The sequence below is a fragment of the Sphaerotilus microaerophilus genome (assembly GCF_023734135.1).
Classification (GTDB): domain Bacteria; phylum Pseudomonadota; class Gammaproteobacteria; order Burkholderiales; family Burkholderiaceae_C; genus Sphaerotilus; species Sphaerotilus microaerophilus.
On record NZ_AP025730.1, the window covers coordinates 4,318,393 to 4,339,873 of the forward strand.

Annotated in this window: 19 protein-coding genes; 1 reads left to right on the forward strand and 18 read right to left on the reverse strand. The window is 68.0% G+C overall.

The genetic code is table 11. The annotated features are described in order from the left end of the window. Positions 1–34: 34 nt before the first annotated feature. The 18 genes from NGK70_RS18405 to rpsB form a co-directional block, all read right to left on the reverse strand. Positions 35–1,300 carry a hypothetical protein gene (locus tag NGK70_RS18405; RefSeq protein WP_251969940.1) on the reverse strand — a complete coding sequence of 422 codons (1,266 nt, stop codon included), beginning with the start codon at positions 1,298–1,300 and terminating at the stop codon, positions 35–37. Continuing rightward, positions 1,293–3,734, reverse strand: coding sequence for a hypothetical protein (locus tag NGK70_RS18410; protein ID WP_251969941.1), 2,442 nt, complete (start codon positions 3,732–3,734; stop codon positions 1,293–1,295). Before NGK70_RS18410 ends, NGK70_RS18405 begins: the two co-directional genes overlap by 8 nt. Positions 3,735–4,335: 601 nt before the next feature. Beyond that, the gene (locus NGK70_RS18415) at positions 4,336–5,124 is read right to left on the reverse strand and encodes a TrmH family RNA methyltransferase (RefSeq protein ID WP_251969942.1); all 789 of its coding nucleotides are present in this window, start codon (positions 5,122–5,124) and stop codon (positions 4,336–4,338) included. Then, on the reverse strand, positions 5,121–5,810 hold the full coding sequence (gene rnhB, locus NGK70_RS18420) for a ribonuclease HII (protein ID WP_251969943.1): 690 nt from the start codon (positions 5,808–5,810) through the stop codon (positions 5,121–5,123). The genes NGK70_RS18415 and rnhB overlap by 4 nt, the downstream gene beginning before the upstream one ends. Further along, positions 5,782–6,927 (reverse strand): lipid-A-disaccharide synthase, encoded by a 1,146-nt coding sequence (lpxB, locus tag NGK70_RS18425; protein ID WP_251969944.1) that lies wholly within the window; start codon positions 6,925–6,927, stop codon positions 5,782–5,784. Before lpxB ends, rnhB begins: the two co-directional genes overlap by 29 nt. Before the next feature lie 11 nt (positions 6,928–6,938). Next, positions 6,939–7,727, reverse strand: a complete 789-nt coding sequence (lpxA, locus tag NGK70_RS18430; RefSeq protein WP_251969945.1) for an acyl-ACP--UDP-N-acetylglucosamine O-acyltransferase — start codon at positions 7,725–7,727, stop codon at positions 6,939–6,941. Positions 7,728–7,738: 11 nt separating this feature from the next. After that, on the reverse strand, positions 7,739–8,188 hold the full coding sequence (gene fabZ, locus NGK70_RS18435; RefSeq protein ID WP_251969946.1) for a 3-hydroxyacyl-ACP dehydratase FabZ: 450 nt from the start codon (positions 8,186–8,188) through the stop codon (positions 7,739–7,741). Next, complete coding sequence (lpxD, locus tag NGK70_RS18440) at positions 8,185–9,207, reverse strand: UDP-3-O-(3-hydroxymyristoyl)glucosamine N-acyltransferase (RefSeq protein ID WP_251973825.1); 1,023 nt, start codon at positions 9,205–9,207, stop codon at positions 8,185–8,187. The genes fabZ and lpxD overlap by 4 nt, the downstream gene beginning before the upstream one ends. Before the next feature lie 53 nt (positions 9,208–9,260). Then, positions 9,261–9,800: an OmpH/Skp family outer membrane protein gene (locus tag NGK70_RS18445; protein ID WP_251969947.1), complete on the reverse strand. Its 540-nt coding sequence runs from the start codon at positions 9,798–9,800 to the stop codon at positions 9,261–9,263. Between the two features lie 29 nt (positions 9,801–9,829). Further along, complete coding sequence (bamA, locus tag NGK70_RS18450) at positions 9,830–12,160, reverse strand: outer membrane protein assembly factor BamA (protein ID WP_251969948.1); 2,331 nt, start codon at positions 12,158–12,160, stop codon at positions 9,830–9,832. A gap of 4 nt (positions 12,161–12,164) precedes the next feature. Further along, on the reverse strand, positions 12,165–13,547 hold the full coding sequence (rseP, locus tag NGK70_RS18455) for an RIP metalloprotease RseP (protein WP_251969949.1): 1,383 nt from the start codon (positions 13,545–13,547) through the stop codon (positions 12,165–12,167). Between the two features lie 6 nt (positions 13,548–13,553). Beyond that, entirely contained in the window at positions 13,554–14,774 is a 1,221-nt protein-coding gene (gene ispC, locus NGK70_RS18460) for a 1-deoxy-D-xylulose-5-phosphate reductoisomerase (RefSeq protein ID WP_251969950.1), read from the reverse strand. After that, positions 14,771–15,607: a phosphatidate cytidylyltransferase gene (locus NGK70_RS18465; protein WP_251969951.1), complete on the reverse strand. Its 837-nt coding sequence runs from the start codon at positions 15,605–15,607 to the stop codon at positions 14,771–14,773. The genes ispC and NGK70_RS18465 overlap by 4 nt, the downstream gene beginning before the upstream one ends. Positions 15,608–15,636: 29 nt before the next feature. Further along, positions 15,637–16,389, reverse strand: a complete 753-nt coding sequence (gene uppS / locus NGK70_RS18470) for a polyprenyl diphosphate synthase (RefSeq protein WP_256490690.1) — start codon at positions 16,387–16,389, stop codon at positions 15,637–15,639. Positions 16,390–16,473: 84 nt separating this feature from the next. Continuing rightward, positions 16,474–17,034, reverse strand: coding sequence for a ribosome recycling factor (frr, locus tag NGK70_RS18475; protein ID WP_251969952.1), 561 nt, complete (start codon positions 17,032–17,034; stop codon positions 16,474–16,476). 91 nt (positions 17,035–17,125) lie between these two features. Beyond that, a complete protein-coding gene (gene pyrH, locus NGK70_RS18480; RefSeq protein ID WP_251969953.1) occupies positions 17,126–17,836 on the reverse strand; it encodes a UMP kinase in 711 nt (236 codons plus the stop codon). A 94-nt stretch (positions 17,837–17,930) separates the two neighbouring features. Then, positions 17,931–18,827, reverse strand: coding sequence for a translation elongation factor Ts (gene tsf / locus NGK70_RS18485; RefSeq protein ID WP_251969954.1), 897 nt, complete (start codon positions 18,825–18,827; stop codon positions 17,931–17,933). Between the two features lie 111 nt (positions 18,828–18,938). Beyond that, positions 18,939–19,685, reverse strand: a complete 747-nt coding sequence (rpsB, locus tag NGK70_RS18490; RefSeq protein WP_251969955.1) for a 30S ribosomal protein S2 — start codon at positions 19,683–19,685, stop codon at positions 18,939–18,941. Between the two features lie 442 nt (positions 19,686–20,127). On the opposite strand from rpsB, the gene NGK70_RS18495 reads away from it, so the two are divergent. Beyond that, complete coding sequence (locus tag NGK70_RS18495) at positions 20,128–21,471, forward strand: FAD-dependent oxidoreductase (protein WP_251969956.1); 1,344 nt, start codon at positions 20,128–20,130, stop codon at positions 21,469–21,471. Positions 21,472–21,481 lie beyond the last annotated feature (10 nt).

Consider the following 21,481-nt stretch of genomic DNA (forward strand, 5'->3'; position numbering starts at 1 on the left):
ATGATCTCCTGTGAAGAAGTCGGTCGAAGGAAATTCAGGCGGTCTGAAGCGCCCCACCGAGTCGCAACATTGCTTGCTCCTGCCTTTCCAGGATGGCTTTCACATCGTGCGGGCGCACGGCAAGCTGCAGGCCGGTCAGGCTCAAGATGCGCAATGGCTCGGTCCATAGCCAGTGGGCCGAGGTGAACAGCGCCGGGCCGATGGTCGAGTCGAGTTCGTTCAATGCCGCCGGGCTGACCCGCTCGGGCGGAATCAGCGCGCGCAGAGGTCGGCCAGCAAATGCCCGCATCGGCGCGTCCAGCACCAGGCGAACTACAGCATTCAGCAGCGGCATCGAGTCAGCCACGATTGCACGTGTTTCGGTCGGCGCGTTCTGCAGCGGGTGCAGGTCTGTCCACGACAGCGCCAGCGCATCCCATGGGCCTTCGCCATAGCAGTGGCGGCACATTGCAGCACCGAGCAGCACACGCAGGTAACTGATGGGGTGCGGATCCCCAGGAGAAAAGCGGAACACCATTGACTGGTCTCCGGCCAACACATCGTGCAAGGCGGCGAGACTGGCGAAGCCTGTGTGGGCAAAGGCAAAACCATCGGCCGCGATCTCGGATGCCCAGCCGGCCCAGATCTCGGCCAGCTCGCCCTTGGCGCCGGCCTGACGCAGGCCGGTGGCCAGCACCGCAGTCAGCTCGTCGTTCCAGTGGGTGATGTGCGCCACCTGGTGCCCGGCCTCGTGGATTAGTGCAGTTGGCCGCAGCAAGTTGTGGCGCGTGACCTTGATGACGGCAACCGGGCAGGCCTTGCCGCCGTCCCACAGCCGCAGGCCGGCTTTCAGGATGGATGCGCCGAGTCCCTTGTCAAGGTAGGTCAATGCGACCGGAGCGGTCTTGCCTAGCTGGTCGAGCAACTGGGCCATGCTGCGATGGGCAAGCGTGTCACAGGCGCGCAGCAGGCCTGCGATGTGACGGTTGGTGCGCACGCCGATCGCGTCGGCAAAGAAGTCGAGCGTGGTCTCGGAGCGCAGGTATTGGCGGCGAAACGCCAGCAGCCGGTGACGTACCTCGGCCCGAGCAGTGGGGCTCCGCGCTTCGTCGTTCATTGTGGTGAGCACGCGGGCGTCGCTCATCAGGCTGTCGATCGTTCCCTGCAGGTGGCGACGCAGCGAGATGCCGAGGTACTGCTCGAGATGGCTCCACGCTTCTTGTGATGCCAGATCGTCCAGGTTCAGCCGCCACGCAGCAAGTACCCAGTGGGCCACCTGACGATCGGTCTGCGAGCCGACGGCGCTTTGCAGGTCAAACACAGCGGTGGCCCGGGAAGACGTCGACACGCACGGTGGGCCGTGTGCTGGCAGCTGCCGGCACCGCCACAGCGCCGGGCCTGCCGTGCTCGACCATTGCTTGCGCCAATTCTTTGAGGCCCGGCGGGTGCTCGATGGTGAAGCTCAGGCTCACGCCATCATCTGCGTTCTCGGTGGCTGCAACGAAGCGTGCGCCTTGCGTCTTGACGAACTCGGCAAAGCCTTGCACCAGCCAGCCTTGCAGCTGCGATGCGAACGCTTGCGAGGCGCCGGTCGGCAGGTTGTTCAAAGCGGCGCCAGCCGATTGCCCTGGGCGTTGGCCGGCGTGGATCAACCGAAGGCGACAGTCTGCGTCACCCGAAAAAATGCGCTTCAGCCGTGAGGCTATCGCGCGCTGGAAGCCGGCTGCCAGCTGCCCCAGGTTGGTCGACTGACGCAGCCGCACTGCGAGCTTCTGCGCCGTTGCTTCGCTGAAAAATACGCAGGTGCGCACCTGGTCCTGCTGCGCGTCGAGGCGGATCCTGACATGCAGCAGGCGCCGCAGGTGTGCGCGGTGATGGTGGCCGCTGCCGGATGCGAACAGGGGCCGCTTGCCAGGAATCGCGAGGTGGAACAGCCTCTGCCCTGCTGCGAGACTGCCGCCTGGCGACGCTGCTGGCGAGAGGCGCCCCAGCCCAGGCTTGCCCAGCAACACTGCTGCGGCCTGCGGCGTAAGCGGGTGCAACTGCGACGCGTTGACCTCGTCGCTTAGGCCTGGGCCCATTACTGCCCGCTCCGCACGTGCAATGTCACCGAGCGTGGTGCCCGGCAGGGTCTCGTACAAGTGCACTTGCGCGTCAACTTCGCCGCCTTCAGGCACGCTAAGCAGGTCTTGCAGGTATTCGGACAGTGGTGCACCTTCGAAGCTTTCAACCTCATTCGCCATGTACGGAGAGATGCGCACCGTGAACACCTGCGAGCAGCGCTTGTAGCGCTTGCGCCCGCGCAGCGGCAACATCACCCAGGCGGCGTTAACACCGCCTTCCAGAAGCTCGGGCCGCTTGCGGTAGGTGCTTTCGGAGAACACCGCCGGCAGGTTCGCAGCGGCGGCCTGCTCAAAGGCTTCGAGTGCATAGCCTTCCAGCAGCTCTTGGTTGTCGAGCACGTAATCGGGCAGCGAGGCGACACGGCTCACCATCTCCTCGACCGTCGAGGCCACCGCTGACGACGCGAGTTCGGCTTCATCAGACTCCGACATCTCCAGGTTCATGAGCTTCAAGCCAGCGTCGACCATGGCCCGCGACAATGCCGGCGCCTGCGCGGGGCCGATGAGGTTGGCGATCAGTTTGGCGACCAGTGGAGCCAGGAAGCCGATCACCCGCGGACGCCCAATCAGCCGGATGCCGAGCTTGAGCGCCGGCAACACAGCGGGCAGAAAGTTCTGCACATAGGGCTCCGCGCTTTCGCCTTGCTTAAGGTCGTTCAACTCGTTGATGAACTGCGCGCGTGCGTCGTCGAGCTCGGCGAACACTGGTGCACCTGAAGCAGATGTGGTCTCGATCGCTTGGGCTGTTTCCATTTCGAGCTCGATTTCGTCCTGCGACAGGAAAGCGCTTGCAATCTGCTGGTCGAACTCTTGCTGCGGTGAGACGCCTTCGGCTCCGGCCACGTCCTGCACAGGTGACCCCGCGTCGGCTGCAGCAGGGGCCTGCAACGCTGCCGGCACAGCCACTGGTGCGGACTTAGGCGCAGCAAAACCGAGCTTTTCGGCCAGCTTTTGCGCCACGGGTTGAACAGCCAATGGCAGGTAGCCGATGGCTCGTTGCAACACTCGATTGAGCAACGGCTTGATCAGCGCCTTCAGCTTTCTAAGGATGGGGCCAAGCCCGATCTGCTTGATGCCCTTCCAAGCCTTGCCAGCAGCCGACTTGACAACTTTCCCGAGCTTCTTGGCTAGGCTACCAAAGAAATTCTCGAACTCGGGAGCGAGGTTCGATCCAGGTGTGTATTCGTCGAGGAACGAGTCGACCTCGTTATCGACGATGCCAGCCCCTTCGCGCGGTCCGAAGCGGTGCGCCACGCTGTCGACTACATGCTCCAACTCGTGAATCAGCGGCGCAAAGCGTTGCATCACCAACCGGTCGGCTTCGGCGCGCGGCATGTCGGCGGCCAGTTGCTCATCGTGCATTGACCGGGCATGACACTGCAGTTCGAACAGGGCCTCATCGAATTCGTCGTCGTGCAGTTCGTTAATCAGTGCGGCATAGGCTTCACGCACCGGGTCTTCATAAGGGCTCTCCCCTTCAAGGACCTCATAGACCGACATGAAGGGCGAACGGGTTGCGAGCGCAGCCGACCGAACAGCGGCGGGAACTTCCGAACCTACTTCGACGGTGAAGCTGTCGAACGGCAAGAAAGGTGAGCGTGGAGCGGCAGTGCCACCGATATCGAGCGTCATGGGGTCGTCTCCTGATACGCAATGCAGGATTGAAATTGCACAATGAACGTTATCGTCGCGTCCTCAGTCGTAAGGACGCTGCTGCGGGCAGGTTTGGGAATCAGCATGGAAACAAGCTGCAGTTATCTGTCCACATGTTGCTAGTCGGCCCCTCTTCCCAAACAAAACAGCACGCGACAAACACACATCGTGGTCGCAGGGCCTAGATTTCTAGGCACGGAGCCTCGAAAATGAGTCCAGCGACTTTCTACGCGATCATGAAACTCGGGGCTGCCGCCGCAAGTGACTAAAGTCATCGAGCGCCCGCAATACACCCAGCCATTGCATGCAACCCCGCCCCTCAGAACGACTGCATCACCCGAGAGAGTTGATTCGTGGCAGACCGGAATTGACAGGAAACCTCAGAGCTCTTGGCGATCATGGCTTAGCTTCGTTTCTAATCAGGTGACCGAATCGACGACCCAAGTGCCGGTGCTGCAGGAATTCGAGGAACTGAAGGATCCAAGGCAGCCGGATCGGCGCCCGCAACGGGGCAGTTGCCGGCATGAGGTGAGGCCGTTGCACGCGAGGGGCGGGCAGTTGCCCGTGCAGATCGGCGCCGTCAGCCGAGTTTTTGCCGCGCCGACTCGTACAGGCAGATCGCCGCGGCGGCCGCCACGTTGATGGACTCCTCGCCGCCCGGCTGCGGGATGCGCACCGTCAGTGCGCAGCGCTGCAGCAAGGCGGCGTCGACACCCTGCCCTTCGTGGCCGAACACCCAGGCGCAGGGCGCGGGCAGGTGCAGCGCCGGCAGGACGTGCTCGGCGTGCGAGCTGGTGGCGATCAGTGGCACGCCCAGGCCGGCCAGGTCGTCTGAGACCAGGCCCTCGACCAGGTGCAGGGCAAAGTGCGCGCCCATGCCGGCGCGCAGCACCTTGGGCGACCACAGCGCCGCCGTGCCCTTGAGGGCCAGCACCTGCTGGACGCCCAGCGCCGCGGCGCTGCGCAGGATGGTGCCGACGTTGCCCGGGTCCTGCAGCCGGTCGAGCAGCACGGCGCTCGCCCCCGCAAGTGGGCGCGCCGCCTCGCCGGCCGGCAGGCCGAGCAGGAAGCCCAGCGACACCGGCGTCTCCAGCGAGCTGACCTCGCCGAGCAGGGTGTCGTCGAGCACGAAGACCTCCGGCGCCTGCAGGGCAATGGTCCGTGGGCCCGGCTGCAGCCAGGCGCTGGCACCGATCACCGCGCACAGCGGTACGCCACCACGGGCCAGCAGCGCACTGCAGAGGTGGTCGCCCTCCAGCCAGATGCGGCCCAGCTTGCGGTAGGCGCCCGGGTCCTGCGCGAGCCGGCGCAGGTCCTTGACCAGCGCGTGGCTGCGCGAGCTGATGGGGCGTACTGCAGGCATGGTCATGGCGCGCTCCCCAAGGACTCCGCCGCTGCACGCACCGGCGGGTCCAACGCAGCACGCACCGGTGCGAAAGAGCGCCGGTGGGCCGGGCTGGCGCCGTGCTGGCCGAGCGCGGCCAGGTGCGCCGGCGTCGGGTAGCCCTTGTGCACGTCGAAGCCGTAGCTGGGGAAGCGCTCGTGCAGCTGCAGGCAGAGCCGGTCGCGGTGCACCTTGGCCAGGATCGACGCGGCCGAGATCGCCTGCACCTTGGCATCGCCCTTGACGATGGCCTCGGCCGGCATCGGCAGCACCGGCAGGCGGTTGCCATCGACCAGCACCAGGCCCGGACGCAGGCGCAGGCCCTCGACGGCACGGCGCATCGCCAACAGCGTGGCCTGGAGGATGTTCAGGCGGTCGATCTCCTCGACGCTGGCTTCGGCGATGCAGCAGGCCAAGGACTTGGCACGGATCTCGTCGAACAGCAGCGCGCGGCGGCGTTCGGTCAGCACCTTCGAGTCGGCGAGCCCGGCCACCGGCTGCTGGTCATCGAGGATCACCGCCGCCGCCACCACCGGCCCAGCCAGCGGACCGCGCCCGGCCTCGTCCACCCCGGCGACCAGGCCCCCGTGGCCGAAGGAGAGCGCGAACTGCTCGCCGGGCCGTGCGGAGGCCCCGCGGCGATCAACGGCCGAGGACTTGCGCGATGGCATCGGTGGCGCGCCGGGCAGTGCCCTGGCGCAGCAGGTGGTGCAGCTCGGAGAAGCGCTCGGCCACGCGGGCGCAGCGGTTGGCGTCGTCGAGCCAGGCCCGCGCCGCCGATGCGATCGCCACCGGCGTGGCGGCGTCCTGGATCAGCTCGGGCACGATGAACTCGCGCGCCAGGATGTTGGGCAGGCCCACCCAGGGCAGGTAGGCCATGCGCCGCATGATCAGGTGGCTCAGCCAGTGCAGGTGGTAGACGATCACCATCGGCCGCTTGAACAGCGCCGCCTCCAGCGTCGCGGTGCCGCTGGCGATCAGCGTCAGGTCGCAGGCGGCCAGCGCGTCGTGGGATTGGCCGTCGAGCAATTGCACTGACAGGTCGGGGGCGTGCAGGGCCAGCATCGGCTCCAGCAGCGCGCGCACGCCCGGCGCCACCGGCAGCAGGAAGCGGGTGTGGGGCCGGGTGCGGCGCAACTCCACCGCTGCGGCAAGCAGGCGCGGCGCGATATGCGTCACCTCGCCGCGTCGGCTGCCCGGCAGCAGGGCGACCACCTCGTCGGCTTCGGCCAGGCCCAGCTTCGCCCGGGCGGCCGCGCGCGGCACCTCGAGCGGGATGGCATCGGCCAGCGGGTGGCCGACGTAGGTCGCGGCGATGCCGGCGCGCTGGTAGATCTCCGGCTCGAACGGGAAGAGGCAGAGCACGTGGTCCACCGCAGAGCGGATCTTGTCGATGCGCCCGCCGCGCCAGGCCCAGATCGACGGGCTGACGAAGTGGATGCTGCGCAGCCCGGCGGCCTTCAGGCGCGCCTCCAGGCCGAGGTTGAAGTCGGGCGCGTCGACACCGATGAAGGCGTCCGGCCGCTCGTGCAGCAGGCGGTCGCCCAGCTCGCGGCGGATGCCGGCGATCTCGCGGTAGTGCCTGAGCGCATCGACGTAGCCGAACACTGCCAGCTTGTCCTGCAGCCACCAGCTCTCGAAGCCCTGGGCGATCATCTTCGGCCCGCCGATGCCCTGGGCACTCAGCGCCGGCCAGCGCTCGCGCAACGCGCCGAGCAGCAGGCTGGCAAGCAAGTCACCGGAGGTCTCGCCGGCGACCAGCGCCAGCCGCGGATCGGCCATGGTCATCGCAGGCAGGCTCAGCGCACGATGCCGCGCTTGGCGGCGGCCAGGAAGTCGAGCATCACGGCAATGTCGGCATCGGCGCCTTCGACCGAGCCGCGCAGCGCACCGATCTGCGCCACCGCCTGGTCGAGCGGCAGCGAGGAGCGGTACAGCAGCTTGTGCATCTGCCGGATCACCGCGATGCGCTCGGGGGAGAAATCACGCCGCTTCAGCCCCGTGAGGTTGACCGCGCGCGCCGCCAGCGGGTGGCCGTCCACCGTCATGTAGGGTGGCACGTCCTGCGCGACGTGGGCCTGGAAGCCCACCATTGCATGCGCGCCGACGTGGCAGAACTGGTGCACGCCCGTCAGCCCGCCGATCACCGCCCAGTCGCCGACGTGTACATGCCCGGCCAGCGTGGCGTTGTTGGCCAGCACGCAGTGGTCGCCCAGCTGCACGTCGTGCGCCAGGTGCACGTAGGCCATGATCCAGTTGTCGCTGCCGATGCGGGTGACACCCTGCTCCTTGAAGGTGCCGGTGTTGAAGGTGCAGAACTCGCGCACGGTGTTGCGGTCGCCGATCACCAGCTCGGTGACCTCGCCGCCATGGCTCATGTCCTGCGGCATCGCGCCGATCGACGAGAACTGGAAGAAGCGGTTGTCGCAGCCGATCGTCGTGCGGCCCTCGACCACGCAGTGCGGGCCGATCACCGTGCCGGCACCGATGCACACCTCGGGGCCGATGATCGCGTAGGGGCCGATGCTGACGTTGTCGGCGAGTTGCGCCTTCGGATCGACGATCGCGCTCGGGTGGATCTGCGCCATGCCGCCCCGCCTTACTCGACGCGGCGCTTGGTGCACATCAGCGAGGCCTCGCAGACCACGTCGCCGCCCACCAGCGCCCTGGCGTTGAACTTGTAGATGCCCGCGCGTACGCGGTCGATCGACACGTCCAGCATCAGCTGGTCGCCCGGCTCGACCGGGCGCTTGAAGCGCGCGCCGTCGATGCCGGCGAAGTAGAACACCGTCTTGTCGTCCAGTTCCGTGTCCTCGGTGGCGAAGGACAGCAGGCCGGCGGCCTGCGCCAGCGCCTCCAGGATCAGCACGCCGGGCATCACCGGTCGGTTCGGGAAGTGCCCCGTGAACTGCGGCTCGTTGATGGTGACGTTCTTGACCGCCAGGATGCGCACGCCCTTCTCCAGTTCGACCACCCGGTCGACCAGCAGGAAGGGATAGCGGTGCGGCAGCTTTTTCAGGACCTGGTGGATGTCCAAGGCGGTAGTCATGGGCGGATCTTCTTTTCGAGGTTGCGCATGCGCTCACGCAGGCCATGCAGGCGGCGCAGCGTGGCAGCGTTCTTTTCCCAATCGGCGTGTTCCTCCAACGGGTACACGCCGGTGTAGTGACCGGGCTTGGTCAGCGAGCTCATCACCAAGCTGGCGGCCGAGACGTGCACGCCGTCGGCAATCGAGATGTGGCCGACGATGTTGGCCGCACCTCCGATGGTGCAGCCGCTGCCGATGCGGGTGCTGCCGGCCACCGCGGCGCAGCCGGCCATCGCGGTGCGCTCGCCGATCTGCACGTTGTGGGCGATCTGGATCAGGTTGTCCAGCTTGACGCCCGAGCCGATCACCGTGTCGTCCAATGCGCCACGGTCGATGCAGGTGTTGGCGCCGATCTCGACGTCGTCGCCGATCCACACGCCGCCCAGCTGTTCGATCTTCACCCAGCCCGCGGCGCTCGGCGCAAAGCCGAAGCCGTCCGCACCGACCACCACGCCGCTGTGCAGCAGGCAGCGCGCGCCGACACGGGTGCCGTGCATCAGCACGACGTTGGGCGCCAACCGAGTGTGGGCGCCGATCTCCACGCCCGCACCGATGTGGCAGAGCGCGCCGATGTGCGCGCCCTCGCCCAGCACTGCGCCGGGCTCGACCACCGCCTGTGCGCCGATGAGGACGCCGGGGCCGACCTGCACGTCTGCTGCGACGGCCGCACTGGGGTGGATGCCGCTCGGCGCGGCGGGTCGGCAGCGCGCCGCCCACCACTGCGTGAGGCGGGCGAAGTAGAGGTAGGAGTCGGGCGTGACGATCAGTGCGGGCCGCTGAGACGCTGCCTCGCGCATCGCCGGGGCGACGATCACGCAGGCGGCCTGCGTCTGGCCCAGTTGCACTTGGTAGCGCGCACTGGCCAGGAAGGCCACGGTCTGTTCGTCCGCGCTGTCCAGCGGGGCGATGCGCTGGATGCGCACCTCGCCATCGCCGACCAATTCACCGCCGAGCGCGGCCACCAGATCGGCGACCCGCACGGGCTGTGGCAGCACCGTGCCGCGGTGCTGCGGCTGGGCTGCCGCGGTGGCGCTCACTTGGCTGCGGAGGCCGCGTTCAGCGCGCGGATGACCTTGTCGGTGATGTCCACGCGGGCGCTGGCGAACACCGCATCCTGCAGGATCAGGTCGTACTTCTCCTGCTCCCAGATCTGCTTGATGACGCGGTTGGCGCGCTCGACCACCGAGGACAGTTCCTCGTTCTTGCGCTGCGTGAGGTCTTCCTGGAACTCGCGGCGCTTGCGCTGCAGATCCCGCTCCTGCTCGACCAGGTCACGCTGCCGGCGGCCGCGCTCGGACTCGGCCAGCGTCGGCTGCTCCTTCTCGAAGCGGTCGGCCGCGGCCTTCAGGCGCAGCGCAGCGTCGTTGAGTTCCTTGTCGCGCTTGCTGAACTCGGTCTCCAGCTTGGACTGGGCCGCCTTGGCCGGCACAGCGTCGCGCAGCACGCGGTCGCTGTTCACGTAGCCGATTTTCAGTTCCTGCGCCATGGCAGCAGGGGCCATGGCGGCCACCGAGCACGCCAGCGCCACAGCGGCGGACAGCGAACGGAGCAGCGCACGAGAAGAGGATGTCATGGTCAACGGACTCGAAAGACTCAAAGGGCTCAGAAAGCCGTACCGATCTGGAACTGGAAGCGCTGGATTCTATCCGTGCGGGCATAGCGCACCGGCACACCCCAGCTGAGCTTGAGCGGGCCCACCGGCGAGACCCACGACAGGCCGATGCCAGCGGACACGCGGATGGGGTTGGCCTCGCTGTCGCGCAACGACTCGCCTTCGCGCCACACGTTGCCGGCGTCGGCATAGCCGAAGATGCGCAGCGTGCGGTCGTTGCCCACACCCGGGAAGGGCACGTAGAACTCGGCGTTCAGGTTCATGCGCCGGTTGCCGCCGATGTAGGCGCCGGTGACGTCCACCGGGCCGAGCGAGTTCTGGTCGAAGGCCCGCACCGTCCCGAGGCCACCGCCATAGAAGTTCTTGAAGATCGGGTACTCGCGCCCGAACAGGCCCTTGCCGTAGCCGAACTCGGCGTTCAGGCCCAGGGTGTACTTCTTGGTCAGCGGGAAGTACTGCTGGAACTGGTAGTTGGACTTCAGGTAGCGGGTGTCGCCGGCGATGCCCCACTCCAGGTTGACTCGCTGGTAACGGCCCGCGTTGGGCACCAGGGCGCTGTCGCGGCCGTCGCGCTGCCAACCCAGCGTCAGCGGAACGGCGCTGGTGCTGTTGCCGTAGGTGCTGCGCAGGCGAAAGTAGTTCTCCGGCAGCGCACTGGCGGACTTGATGCGCGTGCTCTCCGCGCCGATGCCGACGAACACCGTGTCGTACTCGGAGTAGGGCACGCCGAAGCGCAGCGCCACGCCCGGGGTCGCCAGCTCGTAGGACTCGCCCTGGCTGTTGAGCGGCTTGGAGGTGCGGTAGTAGATGTCGAAGGCGCGCGAGACGCCGTCGTTGGTGAAATAGGGATCCACCGTCGAGAACACCAGCGTGCGGTTGCTCTTGCTGGTGTTGAACTCCACGCCCAGGTAGTTGCCCGAGCCGAAGACGTTGTCCTGCTTCACCGACGCGGAGAACGAGAGCTTGTCCGCACTGGAGAAGTTGGCCCCGAGCATCAGGCTGCCGGTGGGTTTTTCCTTGACGGTGAAGGTCAGGTCGACCTGGTCGAGTGCGCCGGGCACCTCGTTGGTCTCGACGTCCACCTCGCTGAAGTAGCCCAGCCGGTCGACGCGGTCACGCGAGAGCTTGATGCGCTGGCCGTCGTACCAGGCCGACTCGAACTGGCGGAACTCGCGGCGCACCACCTCGTCGCGGGTGCGGGTGTTGCCCGAGACGTTGATGCGCCGCACGTAGACGCGCCGGCCCGGATCGGCATTGAGCAGCACCACCACGCGGCCGGTGTTGCGGTCGATCTGCGGGATCGCCTCGATGCGGGCAAAGGCATAGCCGAACAGGCCGAAACGGTCGGTGAAGGCCTTCTGCGTGCTCGCCACCGCCTCGGCCCGGTAGGGCTCGCCCGGCTCGATGCTGACCAGCGACTTGAACTCCTCGTCCTTGCCGAGGTAGTCGCCGCCCAGCTTGACGCCGGTGACGGTGTAGCGCTGGCCTTCCTTGATCTGGATGGTGACGGTGATGCGCTGCTTGTCCGCCGAGATCGCCACCTGCGTGGACTCGACGTTGAACTCCAGGTAGCCCCGGTTCAGGTAAAAGGCGCGCAGCGTCTCCAGGTCGGCGTTGAGCTTGACGCGCGAGTAGCGGTCGCTCTTGGTGTACCAGCTCATCAGCCCGCCGGTGGTCAGGTCCATCTCGCCGAGCAGCGTGCCCTCCGAAAAGGCCTGGTTGCCGGTGATGCGGATCTCGTCGATGCGGGCAACGCCGCCCTCGGTCACGGCGAAGGTGACGTTGACCCGGTTGCGCTCGATCGGCGTGATGGTGGTCACCACCTCGGCGCCATAGAGGCTGCGCGTCAGGTACTGGCGCTTGAGTTCCTGCTCGGCGCGATCGGCCAGGGCGCGGTCGAAGGGCTGGCCCTCGCCGACGCCGACGTCCTTCAGCGCCTTGATCAGCGTGTCGCGGTCGAACTCGTGGGTGCCGGTGAAGTCGACGCTGGCGATGATGGCGCGCTCCTGCACCACCACCACCACGACCCGCCCCTCCACCTCGATGCGCACGTCCTTGAACAACCCGGTGGCGAACAGCGCACGCAGCGCGGCCGCCCCCTTGTCATCGTTGTAGTTGTCGCCGACCCGGAAGGGCAGCGAGGCGAACACAGTGCCCGCCTCGGTGCGCTGCAGGCCTTCGATGCGGATGTCCTTGATCGCGAAGGGATCGACCGCCCGGGCCGGCAGGCTCACCAGGGCCGCCGAGGCGGCCAGGAGGCTCAGGCTGGTACGGGAGAGGATGGCGACAGGGCGGACGGGGAGCAGGCCGGTGAAATGCATGCGATCAGTGCTGGCCCAGCAAGCGGGCCACGTCGTTGTAGAGAGCGAGGGTCATCATCATCAGGATGACGGCCAGCCCACCCCGTTGCAGCCGCTCCAGCCAGACCTCGGGAATCGGCTTGCGGGTCAGCCCCTCGATCAAATGATACAGGAGGTGTCCACCGTCGAGCATCGGCAGCGGCAGCAGGTTCAACACGCCCAGGCTGACGCTGACCACGGCCAGGAAGCCCAGGTAGTAGGCCAGCCCCAGTTCGACCGACTGGCCGGCGAAGTCTGCGATGGTCAGCGGGCCGCTGATGTTGCGCAGCGAGGCCTCGCCGATGAGCATGCGGCCGAACATCTTGAGCGTCAGGCCGGCCACCTCGACGGTGCGCTCCCAGCCACGCAGCAGGCCGTCAGCGACGCCGTAGCGCACCTCGTCCATCTGCGGCGGGCCGCCCACGGCGGCCTGGATGCGACCAAACACCTCGCCGCGCTCCTCGACGCGCACCGGCTGCACCACCAGCGTCAGCAGCTCGGCCCCGCGCCGCAGCTCCCACTGCTGTGCAGCCACCTGCTGCCCGTTCACCGCCGAGCGGATGAGCGCGCGCAGCGCCGCCGCATCCGCCACGGTGCGGCCATCGACGCGCAGCACCACATCGCCACGCCGCAAGCCGGCCCGCTCTGCCGGGCCACCGGCAACGATCTCGCCCAGCAACGGTTCGGCGTAGGCCGCACCCAGGCCGATGCGCCGCACCAGCTTGGCATCCGCGTCGCCTGCCTGCAGCTCGGCCAGCGGCAGCCGCAGCACCCGGCGCCCACCGCCGGAGGGGCCGCTGACTTCCAGTTCCATGTCCTGGCCGTTCAGCGCCGCACGCGTGACCTGCCAGCGCAGGTCGGTCAGCGAGGCCACCGGCGTCCAGTCGGCGGGCATGGCCTCGCCGGGCTCACCCGTGCGGGCAGCACGCACCCAGTCGCCGGCCTGCACCCCGGCGCGTTCGGCCACGCTACTGGCCAGCGGCGTGCCCAGCAGGGCACGTGGTTCCTGGGTGCCGATCCAGAAGGATGCGGCATAGAGCAGCACCGCCAGCAGCAGGTTGGCCAACGGCCCGGCGGCCACCACCGCGGAGCGCTGCCACAGCGACTTGCGGTTGAAAGCGCGGTGCAGCTCCTGCGGCGGCACGGGCGCCTCCCGCTCGTCGAGCATCTTCACGTAGCCGCCGAAAGGCAGCGCGCCGATGACCCACTCGGTCTCGCCACGCTGGCGGCGCCAGATCGGCCGACCGAATCCGACCGAAAAGCGCAGCACCTTGATGCCGCAGGCCCGGGCGACCCGGTAGTGCCCCCATTCGTGCACGACGATGAGGACGGCGATGGTGACGAGAAAGGCCAGGATCGAATTCGGCATGGGGGCTCAGACTCCGCCGCGGGCGACCAGTTCACCGGCCACCGCACGCGCCGAGGCATCGAGTGCCAGCAGCCCACCCAGCGTCGACGTGGCGTCCTCCGGCACGGCCAGCTGGGCCAGCGTGCCGGCGTTCACGGCATGGATCCGGTCGAAACGCAGCCGCCGCTCCAGGAAGGCCGCCACGGCCACCTCATTGGCGGCATTGAGCACCGCGGTCGTGCCGGGGCGGGCCTCCAGCGCCTGCCAGGCCAGCTGCAGGCCGGGGAAGCGCTGCGCATCGGCCGGCTCGAAGGTCAGCGACGCCAGCGAGAGGAAGTCGAGCTGCGCCGCACCGGACTCGATGCGCTGCGGCCAGGACAGCCCGTAGGCGATCGGCACGCGCATGTCCGGCGTGCCGAGCTGGGCCAGCACGGAGGCGTCGCGGCAGACCACCATCGAATGGATGATGCTCTGCGGGTGGAGCAGCACGCGCACATCGCGCGGCGCCAGGTCGAAGAGCCAGCGCGCCTCGATGACCTCTAGCGCCTTGTTCATCATCGTGGCCGAGTCGACCGAGATCTTGCGGCCCATCACCCAGTTCGGATGCGCACAGGCCTGCTCGGGCGTCACCTCGGCCAGCGTGGCCGGGTCGCGCTGGCGGAACGGCCCGCCTGAGGCGGTCAGCACGATGTGGTCGATGCGCTGCGCCCAGGCCGACCGGTCTTCCGGCAGGCACTGGAAGATCGCCGAGTGCTCGCTGTCGATCGGCAGCAGCGTGGCGCCGCCCTCGCGCACTGCGCGCATGAACAGCTCGCCGCCGACGACCAGGGCCTCCTTGTTGGCCAGCAGCAGCCGCTTGCCGGCACGTGCCGCGGCCAGGCAGGGTGCCAGGCCGGCCGCACCGACGATGGCCGCCATCACGCTGTCCACCTCGGGGTGAGCAGCCACTTCTTCCAGCGCCGCGGCACCCACCAGCACCTCGGTGCGCACGTCGGCACTGCGCAGGCGCGTGGCGAGGTCGCGGGCCGCGGCGACATCCGGCAGCACGGCGAAGCGCGGCTGCCAGCGCAGGCACTGCGCCGCGAGGTCGTCGACGCGGCTGTGCGCCGACAGCGCAAACACCTCGAAACGCTCCGGGTGGCGGCCGATCACGTCGAGCGTGCTGGTGCCGATCGAGCCAGTGGAACCCAGCACGCACACGCGCTGGCGGGGAACGGACAACACGGTCGTGACGGACGAAGCACTCATGCACACACCAGGGCCAGGGCGAGAGGACACACGGGCAGCAGCGCGTCGATGCGGTCCAGCACGCCGCCATGCCCGGGCAGCAGAGCCGAGCTGTCCTTGGCGCCGACAGCACGCTTGACCAGCGACTCGAACAGGTCACCCACCACGCTCAACGCCGAGAGGAACAGGCAGCCGATCACCAGGCCGAGCGGCCCGGAGCGCTGCCAGAGCAGCGTGTAGAGACTGGGGCCATCGGCCAGGCCACGCTGGTCGAAGGCCATCCACAGCGCAGCCACCAGCAGCACGCCGATCATGCCGCTGTAGACCCCCGCCCAACTCTTGCCCGGGCTGATGGCCGGCGCCAGCTTGCGCCGGCCGAAGGCGCGACCGCCGAAGTAGGCGGCGATGTCGGCGGCCCACACCAGGCAGAAGGTCGAAAGCAGGAAGTTCAGCCCACGCAGGCGGGCCTCGGCGATCGCCAGCCAGGCCAGCCAGAGCAGCAGCAGGCCCGCCACGAGCCGCAGCCCGCGCGGCACGGTCGGCCAGGCGGCCACGCCACGGCGCAGCACCCAGGCGCCGCCCAGCACCCACACCAGCATGGCCAGCCACCACAGACCGGCAGGACTGTGGCCCACCCACCCCAGCCACCAAGCCACCCCTGCGCCGGCCACGACCAGCGCGCCGAAGGCGAGCGCCGCGACACCGGGTGCATGGTTGAGGCGGGACCATTCCCAGCCCGCTGCGCCGATCATCACCAGCGTCAGGGCCATGAAGGGCCAGGGGGCGGACGCAAACAGCGCCGGCAGCAGCACCGCCATCAGCAGCAGCGCCGTGATGACCCGTTGTTTGAGCATGGGCGATTCCGGTCTCGGAGGGCGCAGGTTCAGCTGCCCGCAGGCAGCGAGACGACTTCGCCACTGGGCGCGATGTCGGTCTTCACGCGACCGAAGCGGCGGTCGCGCCGGGCATAGTCCTCCAACGCCGCATCGAGGGCCCGCTCGTCGAAGTCGGGCCAGAGGCAGTCGGTGAAGTACAGCTCCGAATACGCAGTCTGCCAGAGCAGGAAATTGGAGATGCGCACCTCGCCGCCGGTGCGGATGAAGAGGTCCGGGTCCGGTGCGTAGGTCAGCGACATGCGGCTCGACAGCGCGGCCTCGTCGATCTGCTCGGGCCGCAGGCCCTCGGCGATGGCGCGCTGGCAGGCCTGCACCACGTCCCAGCGCCCGCCGTAATTGAAGGCCACCGACACCGTGATGCGGCGGTTGTTCGCAGTGCGGGCCTCGGCATGGTCCCAGGCCGCCCGCACCTTCTCGGCCACGTGGCTGCGATCGCCGATGATGCGGATGCGCACGCCGTCCTCGGCCATGCGGGCGAGGTACTTCGACACTGCCACCATGACCAGGTTCATCAGGCCGGAGACCTCGTCCTGGGGCCGCTTCCAGTTCTCGGAGGAGAAGGCAAAGACGGTGAGGTACTCGATGCCGCGCGCCGCACTGGCGTGGATGATGCGCACGAGCGCGTCGACACCGAACTTGTGCCCGACCACGCGCGGCATCAGCCGCCGGTTGGCCCAGCGGCCATTGCCATCCATCACGATGGCCACGTGGCGTGGCACGGGATGCAGGGGCTCAGCCACGGCCGCTCCTCGGATCCGGACTCAGGGCGAGCAGTCCCGCAAAACGACGCGCGAACCGCTCGGACGGACACACCACCGCGGGCGTCAGACCGCGAGGATGTCGGCTTCCTTGCCGTGCACCAGCTTGTCGATCTCGGCGATGGTGCGGTCGGTGAGCTTCTGCACTTCGTCGATGGAACGGCGCTCCTCGTCCTCGGTGATCTGCTTGTCCTTGAGCAACTTCTTGGCGTGCTCGTTGGCATCACGACGCAGGTTGCGCACCGCGACCTTGGACTCCTCGCCGGCGTGGCGCACCACCTTGGTCAGCTCCTTGCGGCGCTCCTCGGTCAGCGCGGGCATCGGCACGCGGATCAGGTCGCCCATCGTCGACGGGTTCAGCCCCAGGTCGGACTCGCGGATGGCCTTCTCGATCTTTTGGCCCATGCCCTTTTCCCAGGGCTGGACGCTGATGGTCCGGGCATCGATCAGGGAGACGTTGGCCACCTGGCTGATCGGAACCGGTGAGCCGTAGTAATCCACATGCACCTGGTCAAGGATGCCCGGGTGGGCACGGCCGGTGCGGATCTTGGTCAGTTCGTGCTTGAAGGCCTCGATGGACTTGGCCATCTTGGCTTCGGCGTTCTTCTTGATGTCGGCAATGCTCATCGCTTGACTCCTGGGAATGCGGCGTTTCTTGCGGCGTTCATGCGGCGGTTGTGCGGCGGGACGGTGACGAACCGGGGCGCGACAGCGACCCTCAGACGTGCACCAGCGTGCCTTCGTCCTCGCCCAGCACCACGCGCTTGAGCGCGCCCGGCTTGACGATGGAGAACACCTTGAGCGGCAGCTTCTGGTCGCGGCACAGCGCGAAGGCCGTGGCGTCGAGCACCGCCAGGTTCTTGATGATGGCCTCGTCGAAGGTCAGCGACGGGTAGCGCGTGGCGCTGGGATCCTTCTTCGGGTCGGCGGTGTAGACACCGTCCACCTTGGTGGCCTTGAGCATGATCTCGGCGCCCACCTCGGCACCGCGCAGCGCTGCGGCCGTGTCGGTGGTGAAGAAGGGGTTGCCGGTGCCGCCAGCGAAGATCACCACCTTGCCCTCTTCGAGGTACTGCAGCGCCTTGGGTCGCACGTAGGGCTCGACCACCTGGTCGATGCTGATGGCAGACATGACGCGTGCGGTCATGCCCTCCAGCCGCATCGTGTCGGCCAGCGCCAGCGAGTTCATCACCGTGGCCAGCATGCCCATGTAGTCGGCCGTGGCCCGGTCCATGCCGACCGAGCCGCCCGCGACACCGCGGAAGATGTTGCCACCGCCGATCACGACGGCCACCTCGACACCCAGCGCCGTGACTTCCCGGATCTCGCGCACCATGCGCACGATCGTCGCGCGGTTGATGCCGAAGGCATCGTCGCCCATCAGGGCCTCTCCGGAAAGCTTCAGCAGGATGCGTTTGTAGGCCGGCATGCGTGGTTCCTCGATCAGTGCAACGTGGCGGCAGTTTAGGCGATCACACGGGTACAAACCCCAAGTTCGGGATCTGCACCCACGGCGCCGAAGGTCACTGACCCTTGGCGGCAGCGACCTGGGCAGCCACTTCGGCCGCGAAGTCGTCCTGCTTCTTCTCGATGCCTTCACCAACGATGAACATCGTGAAGCCCTTGACGGCCGTACCGGCCCCCTTCAGGTAGGCACCCACGGTCTGCTTGCCATCGGCGGCCTTCACGAAGACCTGGTCGAGCAGCGAGACTTCCTTCAGGAACTTCTGCACCGAGCCGTCGACCATCTTGGCGACGATCTCGGCCGGCTTGCCGGACTCGGCAGCCTTCTCGGCAGCGATCTTGCGCTCCTTCTCGACCAGCTCGGCAGGCACGTCGGCCGACGACAGCGCGGCCGGCTTCATCGCGGCGATGTGCATCGCAGCGTCCTTGGCGGCTGCGGCGCTGCCGGTGTACTCGACCACCACGCCGATGCGCGTGCCGTGCAGGTAGTGGGCCAGGTCACCACCGCCCGCGTAGCGCTTGAAGCGGCGGATCGACATGTTCTCGCCGATCTTGCCGATCAGGCCCTTGCGCACTTCTTCGACGGTCGGGCCAAAGTCCTCCATCGCCAGCGGCAGGGCCGACAGCGCCGCCACGTCGGCCGGGTTGTGCTCGGCAACCAACTGGGCGCAGGACTGCACGAAGGCCAGGAAGGTCTCGTTCTTGGAGACGAAATCGGTTTCGCAGTTGACTTCGATCAGCGCACCAGTGGCGCCAGCCACCGCTGCGGCGATCACGCCCTCGGCCGTCACACGCGAAGCCGCCTTGCTGGCCTTGTTGCCCAGCTTGACGCGCAGGATCTCTTCGGCACGGGCCATGTCGCCGTCGGCCTCGGTCAGCGCCTTCTTGCACTCCATCATCGGGGCATCGGTCTTGGCCCGCAGGTCGGCAACCATCTTTGCGGTAATCGCAGCCATCGTTCTCTCCTTGGCAGCCGGCGGCAGCACAGGTCGCCACCGGGATGTGTTCAAAACGTCTTGAAAAAAGGGGGCTGAAGCAGCCCCCTTGCATGAGCCGCGGGCGTGGACTCAGGCGGCGTCGCTGACCTCGACGAACTCGTCGCCGGTCGCAGCCACGGCCTCGACCACGTCATTGATCGCGTTGGCCTTGCCTTCCAGGACGGCATCCGCCATCACCCGGGCGTACAGCGCCACGGCCTTGGCCGAGTCGTCGTTGCCGGGGATGACGTAGTCGATGCCCACCGGCGAGTGGTTGGTGTCCACCACGCCGATGACCGGGATGCCCAGCTTCTGAGCTTCCGCCACGGCGATCTTGTGATAACCGACGTCGATCACGAACAGCGCGTCAGGCAGCGCGCCCATGTCCTGGATGCCGCCGATGTCCTTCTCGAGCTTGGACAGCTCGCGCTGGAACAGCAGGCCTTCCTTCTTGTTCATCTGCTCCAGGCCGGCCTCGACCTGGGCCTGCATGTCCTTGAGCTTCTTGAGCGAACCCTTGACCGTCTTGAAGTTGGTCAGCATGCCGCCCAGCCAGCGCTGGTCGACATAGGGCATGCCGGCACGGGCGGCTTCCTGGGCGACCACGTCACGCGCCTGGCGCTTCGTGCCGACGAACAGGACGGTGCCGCGCTTGGATGCCAGCTGGCGCGCGAACTTGGTGGCCTCAGTGAAGAGCGGAACCGTCTTCTCGAGGTTGATGATGTGGATCTTGTTGCGATGGCCGAAAATGAACGGGGCCATCTTGGGGTTCCAGAAGCGGGTCTGGTGACCAAAGTGGACACCGGCTTCCAGCATTTCGCGCATCGTGAAGGACATCGAGAGACTCCAAAGGTTGGATCTAGAATCCGGCTGGAATCGCACAGGGTGAGAGGGCGATGCAGGCAGGTCAGCCGCTGCGCGGCACCACCCCATCGAACCCACGGTGTGCAACACCTTTAGTTAGCCGGATCCGGGCTTCATTCTTCCGGCCGCAGGCGCCTCGAAGCACCTGGCGGACAACAACCCCGGAACGGGGCACTTCATCGACAGCCGACATGTCAGACCTCTTCAAGGAGGAGGCGGCGACCGGCCTGTCTCTGCGGAAAAACCCAAAGAGTATATCAGCCTTGATCCCGCTCATCCCAACCGGTAAGCGCACCGACCGCGTACCCCCAATCCAAGCCACCCACCCTGCCGATGCGGCACCCGATGGCTCGCGACGCCGGCCGCTCCAGCTGAAGCACGCGCCGAGACACCTGCCGATGCGGACGCCGCTCTGATGCGCGTCGCCGTCATCGGTGCCGGGATCGCCGGCATCACGACCGCCTACGAACTGGCACACGATGGCCACGAGGTGATCGTCATCGAGCGCAACGACGCCGTGGCCGCCGAGGCCAGCTTCGCCCATGCCGGGCTCATCAGCCCCGCCCTGCTGGCCTGGCCCGGCAGGCCATCGCGCTCGCGGGGCTGGGCCGCCACACGCCCCGGCAGCACCGACGGACTGCGCTGGCGAACTCGCTGGCACGCGGCCGAGTGGCAGTGGCTGCGGCAGTGGAAGCGCAGCCAGGCCAGCCGCGCCGCGGTGGCGCATCACTCGCTGCTGCAACTGGGCGAGCTGGGCCGCGAGCGGCACCAGGCCCTGAGTCGCGAGCACCAGCTGAGCCACGAGCGCTCGCAGGGCGTGCTGGTGCTGCGTCGCCAGGCCGGCGACAGCGAGGCGCGCTGGGCCCTGCTCGAATCGCTGCGGCAGGCCGGCATCCGGGTCGAGGCCCTCGACCCCTTGCAGTGCCGGCACATCGAGCCCGGCCTGAACACCGAGACACCGCTGGCCGGCGGCCTCTACCTGCCGGACTCCGGGGTCGGCAACTGCCGCGAATTCGCCCACCAGCTGCGCCTGGTCTGCCAGCGCGAGGGCGGCGTGCGCTTTCACTTCCAGACCGAGGTCACCGGCCTCCAGCCCGGCACACCAGGCCCGACGCTGAAGCTCTCGCCCACCCGCGACACCGGCGAGGCCGCGCGGGGGCGGGGGCGCAGCGGCGCGGAGCAGCTGGCCTTCCTGCCCACCCAGGCCGACCCGTTGCCGGCCGAGCTGACCGTCGACGCCGTGCTGCTCTGCACCGGCGCCCAGGCCCTGCCGCCGATCGCCCTGGCCGGCCTGAAGCTGCCGCTGCTGCCGGTGTGGGGCCTGGGCGTGACCTTTCGCCTGCGCGACGACCTGCAGGAACAGGCGCTGCGCTCGGCCGTGATCGAGGCCGACACCGGCCTGACCCTCAGCCGCCTCGGGCAGCGCCTGCGCATCTGCGGCGGCTGGGAGCTGGGCGGCAGCGGCGCCGTGGCCGACGCCGCCTACGACCCGCTCTACGCCGCCCTGGACCGCTGGTTCCCGCTCGCCGCCCAGCGCGCGGGAGCACAGCTCTGGCGTGGCGCACGCCCCATGCTGCCGGACGGTCTACCGGTCATCGGCCCTGCGGCCGCACCGGGCGTGTGGCTGCAACTCGGACACGGCGGGCTGGGCTGGACCCAGGCCTGTGCTGCCGCCCGGCTGCTGGCCGACCAGCTGGCCGGGCGCGCCTGCGCGATCGACCCCGCCCCCTTCTCCGCCCACCGCTGGAGCACCGCCTGAACCCGGACGC